Source organism: Thalassospira sp. MIT1004 (assembly GCF_001858545.1).
Lineage (GTDB): Bacteria > Pseudomonadota > Alphaproteobacteria > Rhodospirillales > Thalassospiraceae > Thalassospira > Thalassospira xiamenensis.
The window spans coordinates 21,803-38,564 of record NZ_MCAO01000006.1; the positions used below are offsets into that span (position 1 = coordinate 21,803).

A 16,762-nucleotide genomic window follows, 5' to 3' on the forward strand; every position below is an offset into this window, starting at 1 on the left:
CCGTATCACCGCAAATCACGGACGCATGAATGTTGGAACCGATTGACTTGTTGCTGTTGCTGATTTCGGCACTCGGTGCGGCCCAGACCATTTTTCTGGTTGTTCTTCTGCGGGGCGAGGGCCGGCGCGCATTTAGGGCCAATCGCTGGCTGATGATATTCGCGGTGGCTGTGGGAATGAGCTTTGCGGATGACATTATCGATACAATGGTCAGTCCGCTTGTAAATCTGTATCTGGCCCCCGTCTTTACCCCTTTCTATTTTGCCTTCATCCCGGCCATCTATCTGTATTTTCTGGAAATATCGGGGAAACCTTCTGCCAGGCCGACATGGCATTTTGCGGTTATGCTTCCTGTGTCGGTGGTGATGATGGGGGTGGTGTACCTGCTCGGTCCTGATACTTCTTTGTCTGGGGTGACCATTGAGGAGATCAATGTCGATCTGGATTTCCGGCTAGGTAAGATCTTCAATATGCTGCTGATTTTGCTAATAATGACATTCTGTCTTCAGTTTGCAAGTTACATGTTCCGTATTTGGCGTGTTGTGGTTCGGTATCTACAGGATGTCAGTCGGCAGCTTGAAGTGGACCGGAAAGGACTCCGGCGTTGGGTGCAGGAACTGCTGGTCGGGTTAAGTGTGATTTTTACCCTTTTCACGCTGATCAATCTTTTTGATACCATCGTTTCACGCAGCGAATGGTTACAGCTCGGCGTGAAGGCGACCTTCGTTCTAGTGTTCTTCCGGATGTGTCACGTGATCGCAGTGAACCCGGCATTGTTCGTTCAGCCCGAACGTGACGAGGTTGAAAACACCCGTGAAAGCGACGAAAAAAAGCCCAGATCAGGTCTGGTGCGCAGTGTGGTTGATCCTAACGATGTAAGCCGGATACGGGCAAAATTGGATCGTATTGTCGCCGCACGCGAATTGATGTTCGATCCGCTTTTGACTATGCCGAAACTTGCCAATGCGGTCGGCGTGACACCCAACCAGCTTTCCTATGTCCTGAACCAGCATCTAGGCAAAAGCTTCTTTGATTTCGTCAACGAGGTCCGTACATACGAGGCATCCCGCCTTCTGATCGAGGAGGCGGATCGCACGATCCTCGATATCGCCATCAGTGTCGGGTTTAATTCCAAATCGACTTTCAATCTGGCCTTCAAGAAAATCATCGGCAAAACGCCCAGTGCGTACCGAGATGAGAATTCATTAAATACAAATACTTAACGCGTCCGAATGCGCATTCGTACCTTTTGATCGCATAGATCAGGTTCGAAGATACAGAGCCGGACGCCAGACACAGAACGACATTGCATTGTCGGGTCACCAAAACTGATACAAGGGTGATCTGACAAAATGAATTTTTATAAAGTTTCAAATCTGGTCGGGAACGGTTTGATCCTGTTGGGGGCCGGATTGTGTGCAAGTGCGCTTATGCTCGTCATCAGTACGTCGGCCAATGCGCAGCAAAGCGCAACGGATATCCCGCGCAAAGAGGCCAATTACAAACAGGACGAAGTCGCTGATCCTTGGCTTGGTGGCGTTTGGCAGTTCGGGGCGTTTGGCCAGATTGAGAGCAATCCCTATCGTGGTGCCGACACCATTGATATAGGGGGGCTGCCGCTTCTGGCTTATGATGCGGACAGGTTGCATATCGGGACCGACGGTATTTCGGTAACGGCCTGGGAAAACGACTATGCCAGTTTTTCCGTGATTGGCGACTTGCGCATGAAGCCATTTGATGATGACGATAGTGCCTATCTACGCGGTATGCATGAACGTGATATGGCTTATGAAGTTGGTGGCGAATTCAGCAGCCGTCTGTGGCGCGGGGAACTGACGGCTTCCTATCTGACGGACGTCAATGATGCCCATGACGGTCATGAAGTTGACCTGACATATACCATTCCGATGGACTGGCAGGATGTGACGTTCGACTGGAGTGGCGGGGTGCTCTGGCAAAGCGAGAAACTGGCAAACTACCATGTCGGGGTTAGTGGCAATGAAGTCCGTAGCGACCGCAGTGCCTATGACGCGGACGCGGCATTCATCCCGCATCTTGATCTTTCAGTAACCTACCCGATTACCGAAAGCCTTATTTTGCTGGGCACCAGCGGTATCCAGTTCCTGCCTGACAGCTATACCGATAGTCCCCTGATTGACGAGGATTATGTCTACAGCATCGGTCTGGGGCTGGTTTACAACTTCTGATCCTGATCATCATATACCGGTCTCCTGCCCGCCCCAATCCAGGCGGCCGGTTTCTGGCGGGTTGGTCATTTCCAGTGGACCGACCCGCCCTTTGTTTTCAGCCGAAATGAAACCCCGCGGAGGATAATGGTCTGGTTTAAGCGTTTTTGTATGGGCATGACGCTTGTGGCTTTGCTGGTCATCGGCATTTGTAGCGGATTTCTGATTGTTTCAGCCGGTATGCGGTGCTTTTATGACTACGCTGCCCTTTGATCGTGGTCGTCAGGGGGCGTTGAGTTCCAGCAAATCCCACTTGTTGCCATAAAGGTCGGCAAAGACGGCAACGGTGCCATATGGCTCGTATCGCGGTTCTTCAAGAAACTGAACCCCCGCCTTTTTCATCAGGGCATGGTCGCGGGCAAAATCATCAGTATTCAGGAAAAATCCGACCCGCCCGCCGGTCTGATTGCCGATGGCAGCGGTTTGTGTTTCCCCCGATGCCTGTGCCAGCAAAAGACGGCTTTCACGCGCACCCCTCGGGCCGACAATTACCCAGCGTTTGCCGTTGCCCATGTCGGTATCCTCGATCAGTTCGAACCCGACCTTGTTGACATAGAAATCAATGGCATCGTCGTAATCTGCCACGACAAGTGATACCAGTCCGATATGGGGCATGGTGATAATCCGGGAGCAGATGATTAGATCAGGCCAAGGGTTTTAAACGAATTATACCCGGCCTGACTGATAATGATGTGGTCGTGGATGGTGATTTCCATCGCCTTTGCGGCCTCGACAATCTTGCGCGTCATGTCTATATCGCCGCGCGATGGGGTGGCATCGCCGCTGGGATGGTTATGGACCAGAATGATCGCGCTGGCGTGCAATTCAAGGGCGCGCTTGATCACTTCGCGCGGGTAAACCGGGGTGTGATCGACCGTGCCGGTCTGATGGCATTCATCGGCAATCAACCGGTTCTTGCGGTCCAGAAACAGCAGATGTAGTTCTTCGGTCTTGCGATGGCCCAGACGCACCCGGCAGTAATCAATCAGCTGTTCCCAACTGGCGATCACGGGCAATTCCATCGCGCGTTCACGGGCCAGATATTGCGCGCTTGCCTCGGCCACCTTGATCGCGGCAATTCCGGCATCGCCAAGCCCCTTGGCCTTTTGCAAATCTTCGGGCCGTGCGGCAAGAACATTGGCAAAGCTGCCAAACTGCGTAATCAGCGATTTTGCCAGCGGTTTGACATCGCCACGCGGCATGGCCATGCACAGCAGAAGTTCAAGCAATTCATAATCGGCAAGAGCATTGGCCCCGCCTTTAAGGAACCGTTCGCGCAGGCGTTGACGGTGGCCGTGATAATGGGGTTTGGGCGGTTTTGCGTCGCTCGGCGATGGCTGGAAACTGGTACTTTGTCCGACCGGAACCGCAGCGCGCGTCTGATCGAAAAAGACGCGCGTGCCGTCATCAATCTGTACATCTATTGATGCGTCAGGACGGGAAGCAGCCTTGCGATCTTCTGTTTCGCTCAAATCCGCTTCCCCCTTTTTGTTTGCGGCCTTATTCGGCGGCAGCACTAATGTCGTATGGTGGTTTTTCAAGCCCGGCCGGTGAACGGGTAAAGATTTCAAACCCGTCATCGGTGACGCCAAGTGAATGTTCGAACTGTGCCGACAGTTTGCGGTCCCGCGTCACCGCTGTCCAGCCATCAGGCAGGATTTTGCAGGTATAAGTGCCCTGGTTGATCATCGGTTCGATGGTGAAAATCATGCCGGGTTCCAGAACCAGCCCTTCGCCCGGGCGGCCATAATGCAGGATATTGGGCGCATCATGGAACACCTGACCAAGGCCGTGACCGCAGAAATCGCGTACAACCGAAAAACGTTCGCTTTCGGCATAGCTCTGGATCGCATGGCCAATATCGCCAAGGGTCGCCCCCGGCTTGACCGCATTGATCCCGCGCCACAATGCTTCGTACGTCACATCGACAAGGCGCTGCGCCATTACCTTGGGCGTGCCCGCGATATACATGCGCGACGTATCGCCATACCAACCATCGAGAATGACCGTGACATCGATATTCATGATGTCGCCATTCATCAGTTTCTTGTCGCCGGGAATCCCGTGACAGACAACATGGTTGATCGAGGTGCAAATCGATTTCGGAAAACCGCGATATCCAAGGCAGGCCGAAACCGCATTATGATCTCGAATATATTCATCGCACAATTGATCCAGCCTGCCGGTCGTTTCGCCCGGAACAACGAAGGGCGTAATGTAATCAAGGACTTCCGCAGCCAGCCGTCCGGCGGCGCGCATCCCTTCGAATGCTTCGGGTCCGTGCAGTTTTACTTTTCCGTTCGCCACCCGAAATCTCCTTGGTTCGGCAGTAAATTCGATGGTCGCTGTGTCGCAACATAGTTCAATGACATAATCGGACAGGGCGAAATTGGCAAGGATGCCGTCACTTTGCGCTGATGTTCCGGATCGGAACGGCCTTGTTTACGGTTACCGATGGTGTCTTGACATCAATGATGCAGTCATAGGCCAATGCCTCGACCCCGGCGCTGGTCGCCGCGGAAAAGCGCGCGGCATAGTGCGGATCGATATCGGATGCCAGGGCAAAACGGTCGCAATCATCGCGCTGGATCAGATAGAACATCACGGCACGGTGACCTTCTGCGACCATGTCGGCCATTTCGTCAAGATGCTTTGCCCCGCGCGCGGTAACCGCATCGGGAAACTCCGCCAGCCCCGGAACAGCATCATCGCGTTTAAGATGCACATTCTTGACTTCGACATAGCAAAGCCCACGTTCCGGATCAGAAAGCAGGATATCGATCCTTGAATTCTTGCCATATTTGACTTCACGCTTCAGCGTTTCATATCCGGCCAGCTCCGGCACCTTGCCCGACAAGATGGCTTCTTCGACGATTGCGTTGGGATGGGCAGTATTGATGCCAACCATCGCACCGCCAACCCGGCACAGTTCCCAACTGTATTTCAGTTTGCGTTTCGGATTGTCCGATTGCGACAGCCAGACATCGATCCCGGCCTCCTTCAACCCGATCATCCCGCCCGGATTGGCGCAATGGGCGGTGATCATATCGCCGTTTTCCAGCTCGATATCGGCCAGAAAACGTTTGTAACGTTTGATCAGCTTGCCCCGGATCAGGGGAGAGGGAAGGAGCATGTCAAATTCCGGTAACTGTTTGCTTTTGATCGGTTAAATCAAAAAGTATGACTAATTGCTTTTCGCCGGATCGGGCTTGTCCGGGGCGTCACCCAGAAAATCGACAAGGCTGACCTGACCGGTACCACGTCTAAGCGGCTTGGGCTGGCTTTCATCGGGCGCCCAGGCGGTAAGGTAGATCACCTGAAATTTGGCATGAACGCGGCCATCCGGGCGACCGTGACGTTCGTGATAAATTGCCGCCGCACGGGCCAATGTGCTGCGTTTGGTGAATTTCTTGGACCGGATGGCGACAAGGTTGCTTTCGCCCATCCCCGAAAGATCGCGCATCAGTTTCAGGGCGTCTGGATAATCGATGGTGATATCGTCGCTATCAACCACCGGCAGGGCAAAGCCGCTGCGCTGTAACAGCGACCCTGCATCGCGAACATCGACAAAGGGGGATACGCGAGGGGATACGCCGCCTTCTTCTTCGGCCTCGGCGGTCATCAATGCCTCGCGCAGGTCGCGCAGCGTATCACCGCCCAGAAGGCATGCCAGAAACAGGCCGTCGGGTTTAAGCGCGCGCCGTGCCTGAAGCAGCATACCGGGCAGGTCATTGACCCAATGCAGCGACAGGTTCGAAAGGATCAGATCAAGCGACCCGTCGCCAAACGGCAGGAATTCTTCATCGGCAACGAATGTCGTGCGGTCGTTGCGCATTTTGGCTGACTGCGCATAACCATATGAAATGTCGCATTGATGCAGGGTTTCGATCCCGCCACGTGCACCGATGATCTGGCCAAGCTCGCCATTGTGACAGCCAAGATCAACCGCTATCGGGAATTTGCGCGTGGTGTCGTCAAGCCGGTCGGCAAGCCGTTCGGCAGTTTCGGCAAACAGGAAATTGAACTCGCTGGCACGTTTTGCCGCGCGGTCGCGGCGCAGTTTCAGGATGTGGCGATCAAAAACGGTGATCGGATCGGCCATGGGGCGGGAAGCTCCGTCAAAAGTCGTTTTAAAAGTTACGACCTAGATAGAACGTCGCGCCCTCCCTTGCAATCCAAGACCGGATCAAAGCGCCAGAACAAGCGATTCATCGCTACCATCTTCCGCAGCCGCAGGTACCGCACAGCAGATCAATGCCTCGTCCTGGGCGGTTTTAGCCGAGGGCCGGGTTTTATAGGTGACGTTCCCTTGCAGGATTTTAGTCCGGCAGGTGCCGCAATTCCCGCCGCGGCAGCTTGCCTCTGGTGCCAATCCGGCATCTTCGGCCAGTTCCAGCAAGGTTTTGCCATCATCTGGCTTCCAGATCGCACTTTTGTCCGAACCTGAAAAATCAACTTTTGTATCCGTGCTGCTTGCCGGTGCCAGTTCAGGCAGATCGGGCTGGCTGTCGTGGCTGCGTTGCAGCGATGCGGGGCCGAAGGCCTCGGCATGGATGCGGGTATCGGTAATGTTAAGGCCGCGCAAACCGTCATATATCGCCTGCATAAAAGGTGGCGGACCGCACAGATAAAAATCGAAATCGTCAAACGGCAGCAGGGAGCGCAGCAAATCCATATCGATATGCCCGGATGCTTCGTAATCCTTGCGCGGTTCGGCGTCGGTCGGATCAGCAAGCACGCGGACAAGGCGAATGCTGCCTTGGGCTGCTTTGACCAGTTCGACCAGCTCGTCATCAAACGCCCGGTCTTCAAGGGTTCGCGCGGCATAAAACAGCCATGTCGGCCGGAAACCGCGAGTGCGAAGTCCCTCATAGACGATATGGCGCAGCATCGAGATCATCGGTGTGATACCGATGCCACCCGCGATCAGAACTGCCGGGCGTTTGACATGGGCATCGATTGAAAAATCGCCTGCAGGCGCGCGGGCCTCGATCACATCGCCCTCGGCAAGGTTATCGTGCAAATGGCTTGAAACCGCGCCTTCGCGCTTCACACTGATCCGATAACGGTTATCTGATGGGCTGCTTGAAAGCGTATAGGTGCGGATCAGCGGTTTGTCATGGCCGGGCACCATTACCCGGATCGGCAGATGCTGTCCGGCTTTGTGCGGCAGGGTTCCAGTCCCGTCGAGTGGTTCAAGGTGGAAGGATTTGATTATTCTGTTTTCCTTCACAATCCGCGCGATTTTGAAATTTTTCCAAATAATCGCATTTTTCATCGCCGCAATTTTACGTTCCGCCGTTTCCCAGTCGCCGGTTAGAAGGCTGTTGGGGGAGGCCCCATCGATTTGATCGCGCCAGCGGATCGGAAGGGTGGCTTTGCGCAAGATGACCTTACGCGGGAAAACCCGCCACAAACGTTCCGCCCCCTGAAAGGCGGCAATTTCCGGCCCCTCGATGATGACGTCGGCATCACCTGTGATTTGCAGGACATCGCCTGTGGCAAAATCGGTAAAAACAAGGCCGGCCTTGGGATTGGCGAGGATATTTCCCAGCGTATTGAAAAACAGGTTTCCGGCAAAATCGGGGATGGTCAGGCTGCCATCGGCATCAATGCGGACAAATCCGGGTTTGCCGCCACGGTGTGAAACATCGACCTCGCGGTTCTCATCGGGGCGATCAACATAGGTTGCGACAAAGAAGGTGTCAGCCGCAGCAATCATCGCGCGGGCCTGATCATTCAATGTACTTTCGAAATCCTCATGCAATTTGATTTCTGACGAAGTTGGGGCCAGTGGATCGCGGGTGAACTCGAAATCACGTAACTGGATATATTGTGGGCAGTTGCCATAGCTGTGCCCGACCCGGATCGCGAAACCATCATCAGAAGAACGTGCGATGGTGCCATTCAGGCGGTTGCGGCGTCTTGTGTGCAACTCGATCCCGATCATGCCGATGGCCTTGCCGTCATCCATCCCGGCATCAGCCGGATCGGCTGGATCGCGTGGGATATCGACGGCAAGCTGATAGGGATTGGGGGCATGCAGAAAGCCGGGGTGATTGGCGCGAAGGGTTGCCCAAACATCGCCGTTGTTATCAACTGCACCAAATACGGCAAAGGGCAGTTGCGGGTAAAACTGGCGATGCTGGTCGATCAGATGGTCGCGCAGAACACGTTTGCCAACTTCGGCCATACGTTCATCGACCCCGACCAGCTTCTGCATGTGAATTTCACCTTCGTGCCACGGACCGTTGGTGTCGGTGCCAGACGGGGTGAATTTTACGGGGGCAGATGACGTAACGGGCGTGTTCATGGCAATTTCCTTTGCGACACAAGGGAAGTCGGGGAAGGGCCGGTCGGGCGGGGTGATCGCTGTGTCCGTGCAGGGGGAGCCTGGACAAGGCGAAAGACCGGCCCGACCTGTCAGGCCGACTTGCGCAGGCCAGCGACAGTCTGTTCGAACGGCACGAAACCGGGCAGGGCTTCGACCCGTTTCAGCCAGGCGCGCACATTGCCATAGGGGGCAAGATCAACATTGCCTTCGGGCGCATTGGCGATATAGCTGTAAAGCGCGACATCGGCGATGGTCGGGTGGTCCAGTTCGAGCTAGTCTTTGCCGGAAAGCGCGGCCTCAATATGGGCCAGAATGGCATGCGCGCGTGCAATGACCTCGTCAGCATTGAACGGGGCATTAAAAACCGTGACCAGACGGGCAGCACAGACGCCATAGGCAATCTGGCCTGCCGCGATCGAAAGCCATTTCTGGACCTTGGCGGCACTTTCTGCATCTTCGGGCAACCAGTCGGTCGCACCGTATTTCTTCGCGACATAGGTCATGATGGCGATGGAATCGGCAATCACCACGTCGCCGTCTTCAAGTACGGGAACCTGACCCAGCGGGTTCAGTTTCAGGAATTCAGGGGATTTGTGGGCGCCATTTGGCAGATCGACCGTGACGACATGATGGTCAACGCCCAGAAGGCTGAGAAACACGTGGGCGCGATGGGCATGGCCCGAGAGGGGGAAATAATACAGCTTCATTGTTCCAGATTCTTCTTCCAGCAAAAGATTGAGGTGATGCCACTGACTATGACTGTTTCCGAAATTCCGCAGAATATTGTTTCCGGGGAATTCATTATTCCGTAAAATGGAATGATAAGTTGGCAGTGCAGGGCAAGCACCATGGACCGGTTTCAGGCGATGAAGATTTTTGTGCGCGTTGTCGAGGCGCAAAGCTTTGCCGCGGCGGCCCGGGAGTTGGGATCAAGCCCGCCCGCCGTCACACGTGCAGTCGCGTTCCTGGAAGAAATCACCGGTGCCCGGCTTTTGACACGGACAACCCGGTCCGTCACCCTGACAGAGCCAGGGGCAAATTATTATGATGACTGCAAACGATTGCTTGGTGATCTGGAAGAAGCCGAAGCCGCCGCAGGCGGTGCCTATGCCCGACCCAGCGGCACATTGACCATCACGGCCCCGGTTCTGTTCGGTCAGATGTATGTCTTTGCGGTGATGACCGAGTTTCTTGACCTGTATCCCGACATGCGCGGCCGGGTGCTGTTGTTTGATCGCATCGTCAATATTGTCGAGGAAGGCATCGATCTTGCCATCCGTATCGGACATATGGCCGATACATCGATGAGTGCGATCAAGGTCGGGACCGTGCGGCGTATCATTTGCGGGGCCCCTGGCTATTTGGACCGCCATAGTAGGCCGGCGGTGCCGGCAGATATCGGGATGCACAGGGTTGTCGCATCAACCGGATCATCCGCACCATTGGATTGGCAGTTCGGAGGGGATCAGAAGATCAGTCTTTCGGTCAATGCACGACTGCAAACCAATTCGATTGAAGCGGCCCGCAAGGCGGCGATTGACGGATGGGGATTGGTTCGGATGATGTCATATCAGGCAGCACCTTTTATCGAGAATGGATCGCTTGAAGTGGTTCTGCGTGATTATGAGCCCGAACCGATCCCCATCCATATCGTCCATCCCGAAGGTCGCCATGCTCCTGCCAAGGTCCGGGCTTTTATCGATCTGGCGGTGGATCGTCTGCGTGCGGATAAGCGTATCAATTAGCGCATCGTTTCAATCATCACGCGTGATAGGATCGGATGTTTTGTAATCGGTGACGATGCATAAGCAGGATGATCGGGTGGGGATTTTATCGGCACAGATTGGTCGTATTGTCGGCAATGTGATGCAGATCGGTTTGCGCACCGTTTTGCCGCCGCGTTGTGGTGGATGCGGTGCGGTTACCGATACGGTACATGCGGTCTGTGCTGATTGCTGGATCGGGCTTCGGTTTATTTCCGATCCACTGTGCGCGTGTTGCGGCTATCCGTTCGAGCTTGCCGCTGACGACAATGAGGGCGATGGCATCCTGTGCGGAGAATGTTTACGTAAAAAGCCTGCGTTTGATCGGGCCCGTGCGGCACTGATTTATGACGACGCCAGTCGTGATTACCTTTTACGGTTCAAGCACGGGGATCGCACGGATCTGACGCCGCTTTTAAGTCGCTGGCTGGTGCAGGCCGGGCGGGATTTCTGGGTAGATGCGGATATCATTCTTCCGGTACCGTTGCATCGTACCCGGCTTTTGATGCGGCGATATAATCAGTCTGGGTTGTTGGCCGCCAGTTTGTCGCGCCAGACCGGCATTGGATGGCATGGCACGGTGCTGCGGCGGTTGCGAAAAACGCGCAGTCTGGGCGGTTTGGGGCCGTCGTCGCGCAAGCGCGAAGTCGGCGGTGCGTTCGGCGTGGATGACAGGATCGCACAGCGGATCGGGCTTTCGGGGGCGCGCGTGGTTTTGATTGATGATGTGCTGACCACCGGGGCGACGGCCAATGCATGCGCGCGGATTTTAAAGCGCGCCGGAGCCATGCACGTCGACGTGATCACAGTTGCACGGGTGGTCCGATGACGCGTCGCAAAATATCTGTTATAGAACGCCCATACAGGACGGATTGCCGGTCGTATTCTGGTACAAGGCCGTGAAAATATGCGCCATAGCGCCGATAACGACCCGATGAAAAAGGAACATGGCCAGATGGCAAAAGTCGAAGTTTATGCCACCGAATGGTGCCCCTATTGCAAGCGTGCCCGCAAGCTTCTTGAAGAAAAGGGTGCGAAGTACGAATTGATCGATGTGATGATGGAACCGCGTCGCAAAAAGGAAATGATGGATCGTGCGAATGGCAAACACACCGTGCCGCAGATTTTCATCAATGACGAACATATTGGCGGTTGCGACGAGTTGATGGCGCTGAACGCCAAGGGCGGCCTGGACAGCAAGCTGTCGGCCTGATTGGGGCATCGCCCTGCACATTGAAAACCCCGGTCCATGTGGCCGGGGTTTTCGTTTTGGTGACGCGACAGAGAGAGTTCGTTAGCCAAAGGTATCTTCCATTTCCTTGCGGAAGCGGATGGCGGGATCGGTAGGGTCGAAATCGACATCGTTCCATGTCACGACATGATCAATTGCGACATTGCGGTTGAGTGTCAGGTGGTGCGCAAGGCCTATGGGCAGGGCATTTTGGGCCTTTGACATGCGGGCGGGCATCAGTTTGCCATAGACCGTGTAACCGCCTTCCCCGTCGAGCTTTTCACCGACGCGAAGGTCGCGTTTGGCAAAGGCAACCGCATCGCCCGACCATGCGCGCGGTGCGCCGGTGGCCTCGTGGCGCAGGGCGGCAGAGGCGACCGAAATGCCCAGTTCCAGCCCGATCAAGTGATAGGGTTTATACATCGCGGAATATTGCCCGGTCGGATCGGTCAGAAGACCATATTCCGAGAAGCAGCGTTTGACATAGTCACTGGGGGCTTCAAACGTGACATAAACGCCCCAGCGCAGATCGCGAAACACCGGGCGGGTGTCGCGTTCAAGGCTTGAAACCACTTCAACCGTGCCCTTGCGATCCAGCAATCCGCCGGTTTCGCGTGGTGAGAGCAGACGTGGCAGATCATCGACCCCGCAGGCCGGGAAGCGAAGGCCGATATCCTGTGGCACCAGATCACAGGCATTGGCAACAGCAGCCATTTCGATGGCGGATTTGGTGCCGTCAAGGAAGCTGTTGAAAATCTGCGGGTTCATGCCGCCCGCCTTTGCCTGTTGCGGTGTCAGGCCATAATGGGTCCAGACATCATCAGGCGTGACATGGTGATAGGCGGGCAGATATTTGGTGCCTTTACCCGCACAGATGACATCAAGGCCGACGGCACGCGCCCAATCAACCATTTCCGAAATCAGGGCGGGCTGATCGCCATAGGCCATGGAATAGACAAGGCCTGCCTGTTCGGCTTTGTGGGCCAGAAGGGGGCCAGCAAGAACGTCGGCCTCGACATTGACCATGACAAGGTGGCGGCCATATTCAATGGCCTTCAGGCCATAGCGGATACCGGCTGCGGGGCTGCCGGTGGCATCGATGATGACTTCGATGCCGTTGGCTTCGATCAGGGCATCGGCATCCTCGGTGATCCAGGTGGTGCCGTTTGCAAGCGCATTGTCCGGATCGGTGGCCTGATAGCGTTCCTTTGGCCAGCCGACACGGTCGAGAGCCTCTTTGGCGCGGGTCGCGCTCAGGTCTGCGACCCCGAGAACGTGATAGCCCGGATGGTGTCCGGCCTGACTTAAAAACATCGAGCCGAATTTACCTGCACCGATAATGCCGACGCGAACGGGATTGCCGTCTGCGGCACGTTTGCGCAGCTTTGCATCAAGGTTCATTTGAAATACTCCGTCGCCGGGCGATCAGGCCGCGGAACTTTTGGCGGACGATTGTTTGGCAACCAGTTCGTCAAGGCAATCATCGGCAAGCGGTGTGATCGGGGTGAAGTCGCGATGGGCGATCCAAGGTTTGCGATTAAACGCCCGGATATGGTTCGAAACCGCGCACAGGCTAAGGTAAACAATGGTGCGGTCAAACGGGCTGATATTGGGCGGGCTTGCATGGACAAGGTTGCCGTGGAACATCACAACCGATCCGGCAGGCCCAATCGGGGCTTCACAGCCGCCTTCGGCAGCAAGTTTTGTCACGGTTTCTCGATCCAGGGTCCAAAGCGGATAGGAGGTGGTTTCAAGATCGTGACCGGCTTTGAGTACGCCGGCCTTGTGGCTTTTGGGGATGAATAGCAACGGGCCGTTTGCCGGGGTGACGTCTTCGAGGAACAGGGCGATGTTGAACGCGCGCGGTTCGGGCATTTCATCGTCGCGCTGCCAGGTGCCGTAATCCTGATGCCATTGCCAGACGGCGCCATCAAAGGCAGCCTTGGCGTTGATTTTGTATTGATGCATGTAAACCTGTTCATCAAGGAACTGTTCCACAGGTTCGATCAGGCGGGGATGAGCACCAAGGCGGCGATGGGCTTCGTTATAGGTGTGGGCGGCAAAAGCCGTGCGGGCGACGCCCGATGTTTCGCGCCAGACTTCTTCGCGGTCGGATGCATAAATCTGGCGGGCTTCGGACAGAAGAAGGGCGGCTTCTTCGCGAGAGAAAAGTTCCGGTAGAAAGACAAAGCCCTGTTCGCGAAATTCGGCAAGTGCCGCTTCATTGAGTTTCATGACGTTCCTCCGTGTCGCAAGATTTTGGTTTTTGTTGTGCGACCTTGTGCCCGGTTCGGGCGGTTTATGCGCCAGGCGATTCAATTGTTTTTCTTTGCAGTTTCTTTCATGTGCGTGATCAGGCGGTTTGCGGCATTGCGTGTATGTGCAATTGCCAATTGTTGGGCCGCCGCGCCATCGCCGGCGCAGATCGCGTCGGCGATGGCTTGATGTTCGGTCCAGACAGGGTCCCGACCGGTTCCGGTTTGCAGGTCGGCGTGCATGACGCGCCGGACCTGCAGCCAGATTGCGGCTGATGCCTCGGGCAACAGGGGGTTGCCCGACAAGCGATAGATCGTTTGATGAAACGCGACGTCGGCTGCAACAAGGTCTGCGGTGGTATTGCTGTCCAGGGCGTGGTGTCCCTGTTGGATGGCAGCCCGCAGGGCCGATTTCCGTTCGTCTTCCGGGGATTTTGACGCCAGACGGGCGGCAAGCCCGTCAAACGCTTCGCGCAAGTCATAAACGTGCTCGACCAGTTTGGCATCGACCGGCGCAACGCGGTATCCGCGCCGTCCCATCGGTACCACCAGTCCATCACGACGCAGCAACCCCAGAGCTTGCAACACTGGCTGCCGCGAGACATTGAGCTCCTCGGCCAAGGCTTCCTGACGCAAAGGCGTTCCGGGAGGGAGAGCACCGGAACACAAGGCATCGACCAAGCGATCATGCACTTCGTCAGTCAGACTTTTACGACCGGAAAGCGGTTCCATCTTCAATCCTTCTTTCGCATGTGGAATACTGTATACACTAAATTTAACCATTGGAAGATCAAATCGGCAAAAAATGACTCTGTGGTTGCGTGCTCAGATTAAAACACTGTTTTGGTGGCGCGATAGCCCAATTGTGTATTGTCCGTGCTCCGATCGCGTTCCATGATTATCGCAGAACAACGATAAGGAGACGATGTCATGGCCCGTTTCATTGCTGCCTGTGTCCAGGTGAATGCGCGTGACAATATGAGCGACAACCTTGCACGTGCCGCGACCTATGCGCGCGATGCCCATGCGGCGGGGGCGACGCTTATTGCGTTTCCGGAAAATGTTTCGATGATGTCGTTTGGCGGGGAAAAGGTGCGGACAGCCGCCTTTGACGAGGCCGATCATCCGGCCCTTACATTTTTCTGCGATCTGGCCGAAGAACTGAAATCGACCCTGATTGTCGGGTCATTGCATGTGAAGGTGCCGGGCGAAGACCGGGTTGCCAATCGCTGCTTTGTGATCGGCCCGGACGGGGCGGTGATCACATCCTATGACAAGATCCATATGTTTGATGTCGATCTGGCGAATGGGGAAAGTTACCGCGAAAGTAAAACATTCCGCCCCGGCGATCTGGCACGGCTTGCCAAAACCAATATCGGCGATATCGGCATCGCAATTTGCTATGACGTCCGGTTCCCGCAGCTTTTCCGTGATTATGCCAAGGCGGGGGCAAAGATTCTGTCGATCCCGGCGGCGTTTACGCGCACGACCGGGCAGGCGCACTGGCACAATCTGTTGCGGTCACGCGCGATTGAAAATGGTTGTTATGTGATTGCAGCCGCACAGTGCGGCGATCATCCGGGCAACCGGCAGACATTCGGCCATTCGCTTATTATCGATCCGTGGGGCGAGGTTCTTGCCGATGCGGGGACCGATCCCGGCTTTGTTACCGCCGAGATCGATCTGGACCGGGTCGAAGACATTCGGCGGATGGTGCCGTCGCTTCATAATGACCGGGCGTATAAACCTTGCTGATTTAAGCGCGTCTGGTAGGTGGTCAGCTATAGCTGACCACCTCGAACTCGATGCCGTTTTCATCGTGGAAATAGAACCGGCGGCCGGGCTCGTAATCTGCGTGATTGTGGGTTTTAAGGCCGCTGGCGAGGATTTTCTTTTCGGTGGCATCAAGGTCGTCAACCACGATGGCGACATGGTTCATCCCACCCAGCGTGCGATAGGAATTTTCGTCCGAACTTACCGGTGTTCCGCCGGAATAGACGGCGACATAGCTTGTATCACTGCCGACATGATAGCTGATGCCGTTATCCTTTGCCGGACCGTTCCAGCGCACATGCCAGCCAAACCAGTTGCATAATTGTGCAGCCGTTTTGGCCGGATCAGCGACGGTGAAATTCACATGTTCCAAAAATGCATCACTCATGGTGATCTCCTTTATGTTTTTCTCTCAACTGTTTTCTGTGTAATTCCTTAACTTAAGTTGAGGTCAATAGGAAAATTCGTGATCAGCTCGATTTTGGACGCCATTGGTCACGCGGCTTCACGAAACAGTGTCGCAACGTCATTTTACCTTTGGGGGCGCTTTTTGCAGTCTGTGATCATCAAGACAGCAAACGGAGTTTTATGGTCATGCTTAAGCGTATTTTACTGGCCTCGTGCGTGATGGTAGCGGCGTCAGGGGCGGCTTTTGCCGGGGAGCAATATGTTGATGAAACCGGCTTTGCGATCAGCGGGTATGATCCGGTGGCCTATTTCGATCTGAAACAGGCGGAGCCGGGCGGGGCACAGCCACGTGCGGTGCCGGGTCGTGCCGATATTACCGCCAATTACAATGGTGCGACATGGGCGTTTGCATCCGAGGAGCATCGCGAAATGTTCGTTGCCAATCCAGCAAAATATGCGCCGAAATATGACGGGCATTGTGCCTATGGCATCGCACAGGGGGGCAAGGTTCCGGCAAACCCGAACCTTTGGCGGATTGTCGACGGGGCGCTTTATCTGAACATCACGCCGACGGTGGCTGGTTTCTGGGCCAGCGATATCAGTGGGAATATCAACAAGTCCGAAGGTAATTGGACGTCGCTTGAAGCCAAGGACGCGTCGGATAAAAGCTGGAAGGCGATCAGCGATAATGACGGCACCTATGACGGGACAGCCCCGGTGAAGTAAGGTGACCTCAGGATGAAACGCCCCCG

At 55.4% G+C, this 16,762-nt stretch carries 18 protein-coding genes; 7 read left to right on the top strand and 11 right to left on the bottom strand.

Annotated features, from left to right (window positions below; genetic code table 11):
* Nucleotides 1–29 precede the first annotated feature (29 nt).
* Both BC440_RS03225 and BC440_RS03230 read left to right on the top strand, forming a co-directional pair.
* A complete protein-coding gene (locus BC440_RS03225) occupies nucleotides 30–1,223 on the top strand; it encodes a helix-turn-helix domain-containing protein (protein WP_065702108.1) in 1,194 nt (397 codons plus the stop codon).
* A 129-nt stretch (nucleotides 1,224–1,352) separates the two neighbouring features.
* On the top strand, nucleotides 1,353–2,207 hold the full coding sequence (locus tag BC440_RS03230) for a MipA/OmpV family protein (RefSeq protein WP_063094842.1): 855 nt from the start codon (nucleotides 1,353–1,355) through the stop codon (nucleotides 2,205–2,207).
* A 261-nt stretch (nucleotides 2,208–2,468) separates the two neighbouring features.
* Here BC440_RS03230 and BC440_RS03235 read toward each other — a convergent pair whose 3' ends face one another.
* The 7 genes from BC440_RS03235 to BC440_RS03265 form a co-directional block, all read right to left on the bottom strand.
* Nucleotides 2,469–2,861 carry a VOC family protein gene (locus BC440_RS03235; protein ID WP_063094844.1) on the bottom strand — a complete coding sequence of 131 codons (393 nt, stop codon included), beginning with the start codon at nucleotides 2,859–2,861 and terminating at the stop codon, nucleotides 2,469–2,471.
* A 23-nt stretch (nucleotides 2,862–2,884) separates the two neighbouring features.
* On the bottom strand, nucleotides 2,885–3,718 hold the full coding sequence (radC, locus tag BC440_RS03240; RefSeq protein WP_063094878.1) for a DNA repair protein RadC: 834 nt from the start codon (nucleotides 3,716–3,718) through the stop codon (nucleotides 2,885–2,887).
* A gap of 28 nt (nucleotides 3,719–3,746) precedes the next feature.
* Nucleotides 3,747–4,553 (bottom strand): type I methionyl aminopeptidase, encoded by an 807-nt coding sequence (map, locus tag BC440_RS03245; protein WP_007091145.1) that lies wholly within the window; start codon nucleotides 4,551–4,553, stop codon nucleotides 3,747–3,749.
* Nucleotides 4,554–4,650: 97 nt separating this feature from the next.
* Entirely contained in the window at nucleotides 4,651–5,379 is a 729-nt protein-coding gene (gene sfsA, locus BC440_RS03250) for a DNA/RNA nuclease SfsA (protein ID WP_063094846.1), read from the bottom strand.
* Between the two features lie 51 nt (nucleotides 5,380–5,430).
* Nucleotides 5,431–6,348: a methyltransferase domain-containing protein gene (locus tag BC440_RS03255; protein ID WP_063094848.1), complete on the bottom strand. Its 918-nt coding sequence runs from the start codon at nucleotides 6,346–6,348 to the stop codon at nucleotides 5,431–5,433.
* A gap of 84 nt (nucleotides 6,349–6,432) precedes the next feature.
* The gene (locus BC440_RS03260; RefSeq protein WP_063094850.1) at nucleotides 6,433–8,559 is read right to left on the bottom strand and encodes a pyridoxamine 5'-phosphate oxidase family protein; all 2,127 of its coding nucleotides are present in this window, start codon (nucleotides 8,557–8,559) and stop codon (nucleotides 6,433–6,435) included.
* A 293-nt stretch (nucleotides 8,560–8,852) separates the two neighbouring features.
* Nucleotides 8,853–9,287 carry a glutathione S-transferase gene (locus BC440_RS03265; RefSeq protein WP_348769611.1) on the bottom strand — a complete coding sequence of 145 codons (435 nt, stop codon included), beginning with the start codon at nucleotides 9,285–9,287 and terminating at the stop codon, nucleotides 8,853–8,855.
* A gap of 141 nt (nucleotides 9,288–9,428) precedes the next feature.
* On the opposite strand from BC440_RS03265, the gene BC440_RS03270 reads away from it, so the two are divergent.
* From BC440_RS03270 to grxC, 3 genes are all read left to right on the top strand, one after another.
* A complete protein-coding gene (locus BC440_RS03270) occupies nucleotides 9,429–10,325 on the top strand; it encodes a LysR family transcriptional regulator (RefSeq protein WP_063094854.1) in 897 nt (298 codons plus the stop codon).
* Between the two features lie 55 nt (nucleotides 10,326–10,380).
* A complete protein-coding gene (locus BC440_RS03275) occupies nucleotides 10,381–11,172 on the top strand; it encodes a ComF family protein (RefSeq protein ID WP_065702107.1) in 792 nt (263 codons plus the stop codon).
* A gap of 126 nt (nucleotides 11,173–11,298) precedes the next feature.
* Entirely contained in the window at nucleotides 11,299–11,556 is a 258-nt protein-coding gene (gene grxC, locus BC440_RS03280; protein WP_037991032.1) for a glutaredoxin 3, read from the top strand.
* 81 nt (nucleotides 11,557–11,637) lie between these two features.
* Here the strand turns inward: grxC and BC440_RS03285 are convergent, their stop codons facing one another.
* From BC440_RS03285 to BC440_RS03295, 3 genes are all read right to left on the bottom strand, one after another.
* Nucleotides 11,638–12,975, bottom strand: a complete 1,338-nt coding sequence (locus BC440_RS03285; protein WP_063094856.1) for a flagellar biosynthesis protein FlgA — start codon at nucleotides 12,973–12,975, stop codon at nucleotides 11,638–11,640.
* Nucleotides 12,976–12,999: 24 nt separating this feature from the next.
* Nucleotides 13,000–13,809 (bottom strand): phytanoyl-CoA dioxygenase family protein, encoded by an 810-nt coding sequence (locus BC440_RS03290; protein WP_063094858.1) that lies wholly within the window; start codon nucleotides 13,807–13,809, stop codon nucleotides 13,000–13,002.
* A gap of 80 nt (nucleotides 13,810–13,889) precedes the next feature.
* Nucleotides 13,890–14,561, bottom strand: a complete 672-nt coding sequence (locus BC440_RS03295) for a GntR family transcriptional regulator (protein ID WP_063094860.1) — start codon at nucleotides 14,559–14,561, stop codon at nucleotides 13,890–13,892.
* A 198-nt stretch (nucleotides 14,562–14,759) separates the two neighbouring features.
* Here BC440_RS03295 and BC440_RS03300 point away from each other — a divergent pair, with 198 nt between their 5' ends.
* The gene (locus BC440_RS03300; protein WP_063094862.1) at nucleotides 14,760–15,584 is read left to right on the top strand and encodes a carbon-nitrogen hydrolase family protein; all 825 of its coding nucleotides are present in this window, start codon (nucleotides 14,760–14,762) and stop codon (nucleotides 15,582–15,584) included.
* A 22-nt stretch (nucleotides 15,585–15,606) separates the two neighbouring features.
* Here BC440_RS03300 and BC440_RS03305 read toward each other — a convergent pair whose 3' ends face one another.
* Nucleotides 15,607–15,990, bottom strand: coding sequence for a VOC family protein (locus BC440_RS03305; RefSeq protein WP_063094864.1), 384 nt, complete (start codon nucleotides 15,988–15,990; stop codon nucleotides 15,607–15,609).
* Between the two features lie 206 nt (nucleotides 15,991–16,196).
* On the opposite strand from BC440_RS03305, the gene BC440_RS03310 reads away from it, so the two are divergent.
* Complete coding sequence (locus BC440_RS03310) at nucleotides 16,197–16,736, top strand: YHS domain-containing (seleno)protein (RefSeq protein WP_223305196.1); 540 nt, start codon at nucleotides 16,197–16,199, stop codon at nucleotides 16,734–16,736.
* Nucleotides 16,737–16,762: the final 26 nt, after the last annotated feature.

Excerpts from the sequence above, each read along its gene's own strand:
- BC440_RS03225 (WP_065702108.1), top strand. The coding sequence starts at position 30 with ATGTTGGAACCGATTGACTTGTTGCTGTTGCTGATTTCGGCACTCGGT.
- BC440_RS03230 (WP_063094842.1), top strand. The coding sequence starts at position 1,353 with ATGAATTTTTATAAAGTTTCAAATCTGGTCGGGAACGGTTTGATCCTG.
- BC440_RS03235 (WP_063094844.1), bottom strand. The coding sequence starts at position 2,861 with ATGCCCCATATCGGACTGGTATCACTTGTCGTGGCAGATTACGACGAT.
- sfsA (WP_063094846.1), bottom strand. The coding sequence starts at position 5,379 with ATGCTCCTTCCCTCTCCCCTGATCCGGGGCAAGCTGATCAAACGTTAC.
- BC440_RS03255 (WP_063094848.1), bottom strand. The coding sequence starts at position 6,348 with ATGGCCGATCCGATCACCGTTTTTGATCGCCACATCCTGAAACTGCGC.
- BC440_RS03260 (WP_063094850.1), bottom strand. The coding sequence starts at position 8,559 with ATGAACACGCCCGTTACGTCATCTGCCCCCGTAAAATTCACCCCGTCT.
- BC440_RS03265 (WP_348769611.1), bottom strand. The coding sequence starts at position 9,287 with ATGAAGCTGTATTATTTCCCCCTCTCGGGCCATGCCCATCGCGCCCAC.
- BC440_RS03270 (WP_063094854.1), top strand. The coding sequence starts at position 9,429 with ATGGACCGGTTTCAGGCGATGAAGATTTTTGTGCGCGTTGTCGAGGCG.
- BC440_RS03275 (WP_065702107.1), top strand. The coding sequence starts at position 10,381 with ATGCATAAGCAGGATGATCGGGTGGGGATTTTATCGGCACAGATTGGT.
- grxC (WP_037991032.1), top strand. The coding sequence starts at position 11,299 with ATGGCAAAAGTCGAAGTTTATGCCACCGAATGGTGCCCCTATTGCAAG.
- BC440_RS03285 (WP_063094856.1), bottom strand. The coding sequence starts at position 12,975 with ATGAACCTTGATGCAAAGCTGCGCAAACGTGCCGCAGACGGCAATCCC.
- BC440_RS03290 (WP_063094858.1), bottom strand. The coding sequence starts at position 13,809 with ATGAAACTCAATGAAGCGGCACTTGCCGAATTTCGCGAACAGGGCTTT.
- BC440_RS03295 (WP_063094860.1), bottom strand. The coding sequence starts at position 14,561 with ATGGAACCGCTTTCCGGTCGTAAAAGTCTGACTGACGAAGTGCATGAT.
- BC440_RS03300 (WP_063094862.1), top strand. The coding sequence starts at position 14,760 with ATGGCCCGTTTCATTGCTGCCTGTGTCCAGGTGAATGCGCGTGACAAT.
- BC440_RS03305 (WP_063094864.1), bottom strand. The coding sequence starts at position 15,990 with ATGAGTGATGCATTTTTGGAACATGTGAATTTCACCGTCGCTGATCCG.
- BC440_RS03310 (WP_223305196.1), top strand. The coding sequence starts at position 16,197 with ATGCTTAAGCGTATTTTACTGGCCTCGTGCGTGATGGTAGCGGCGTCA.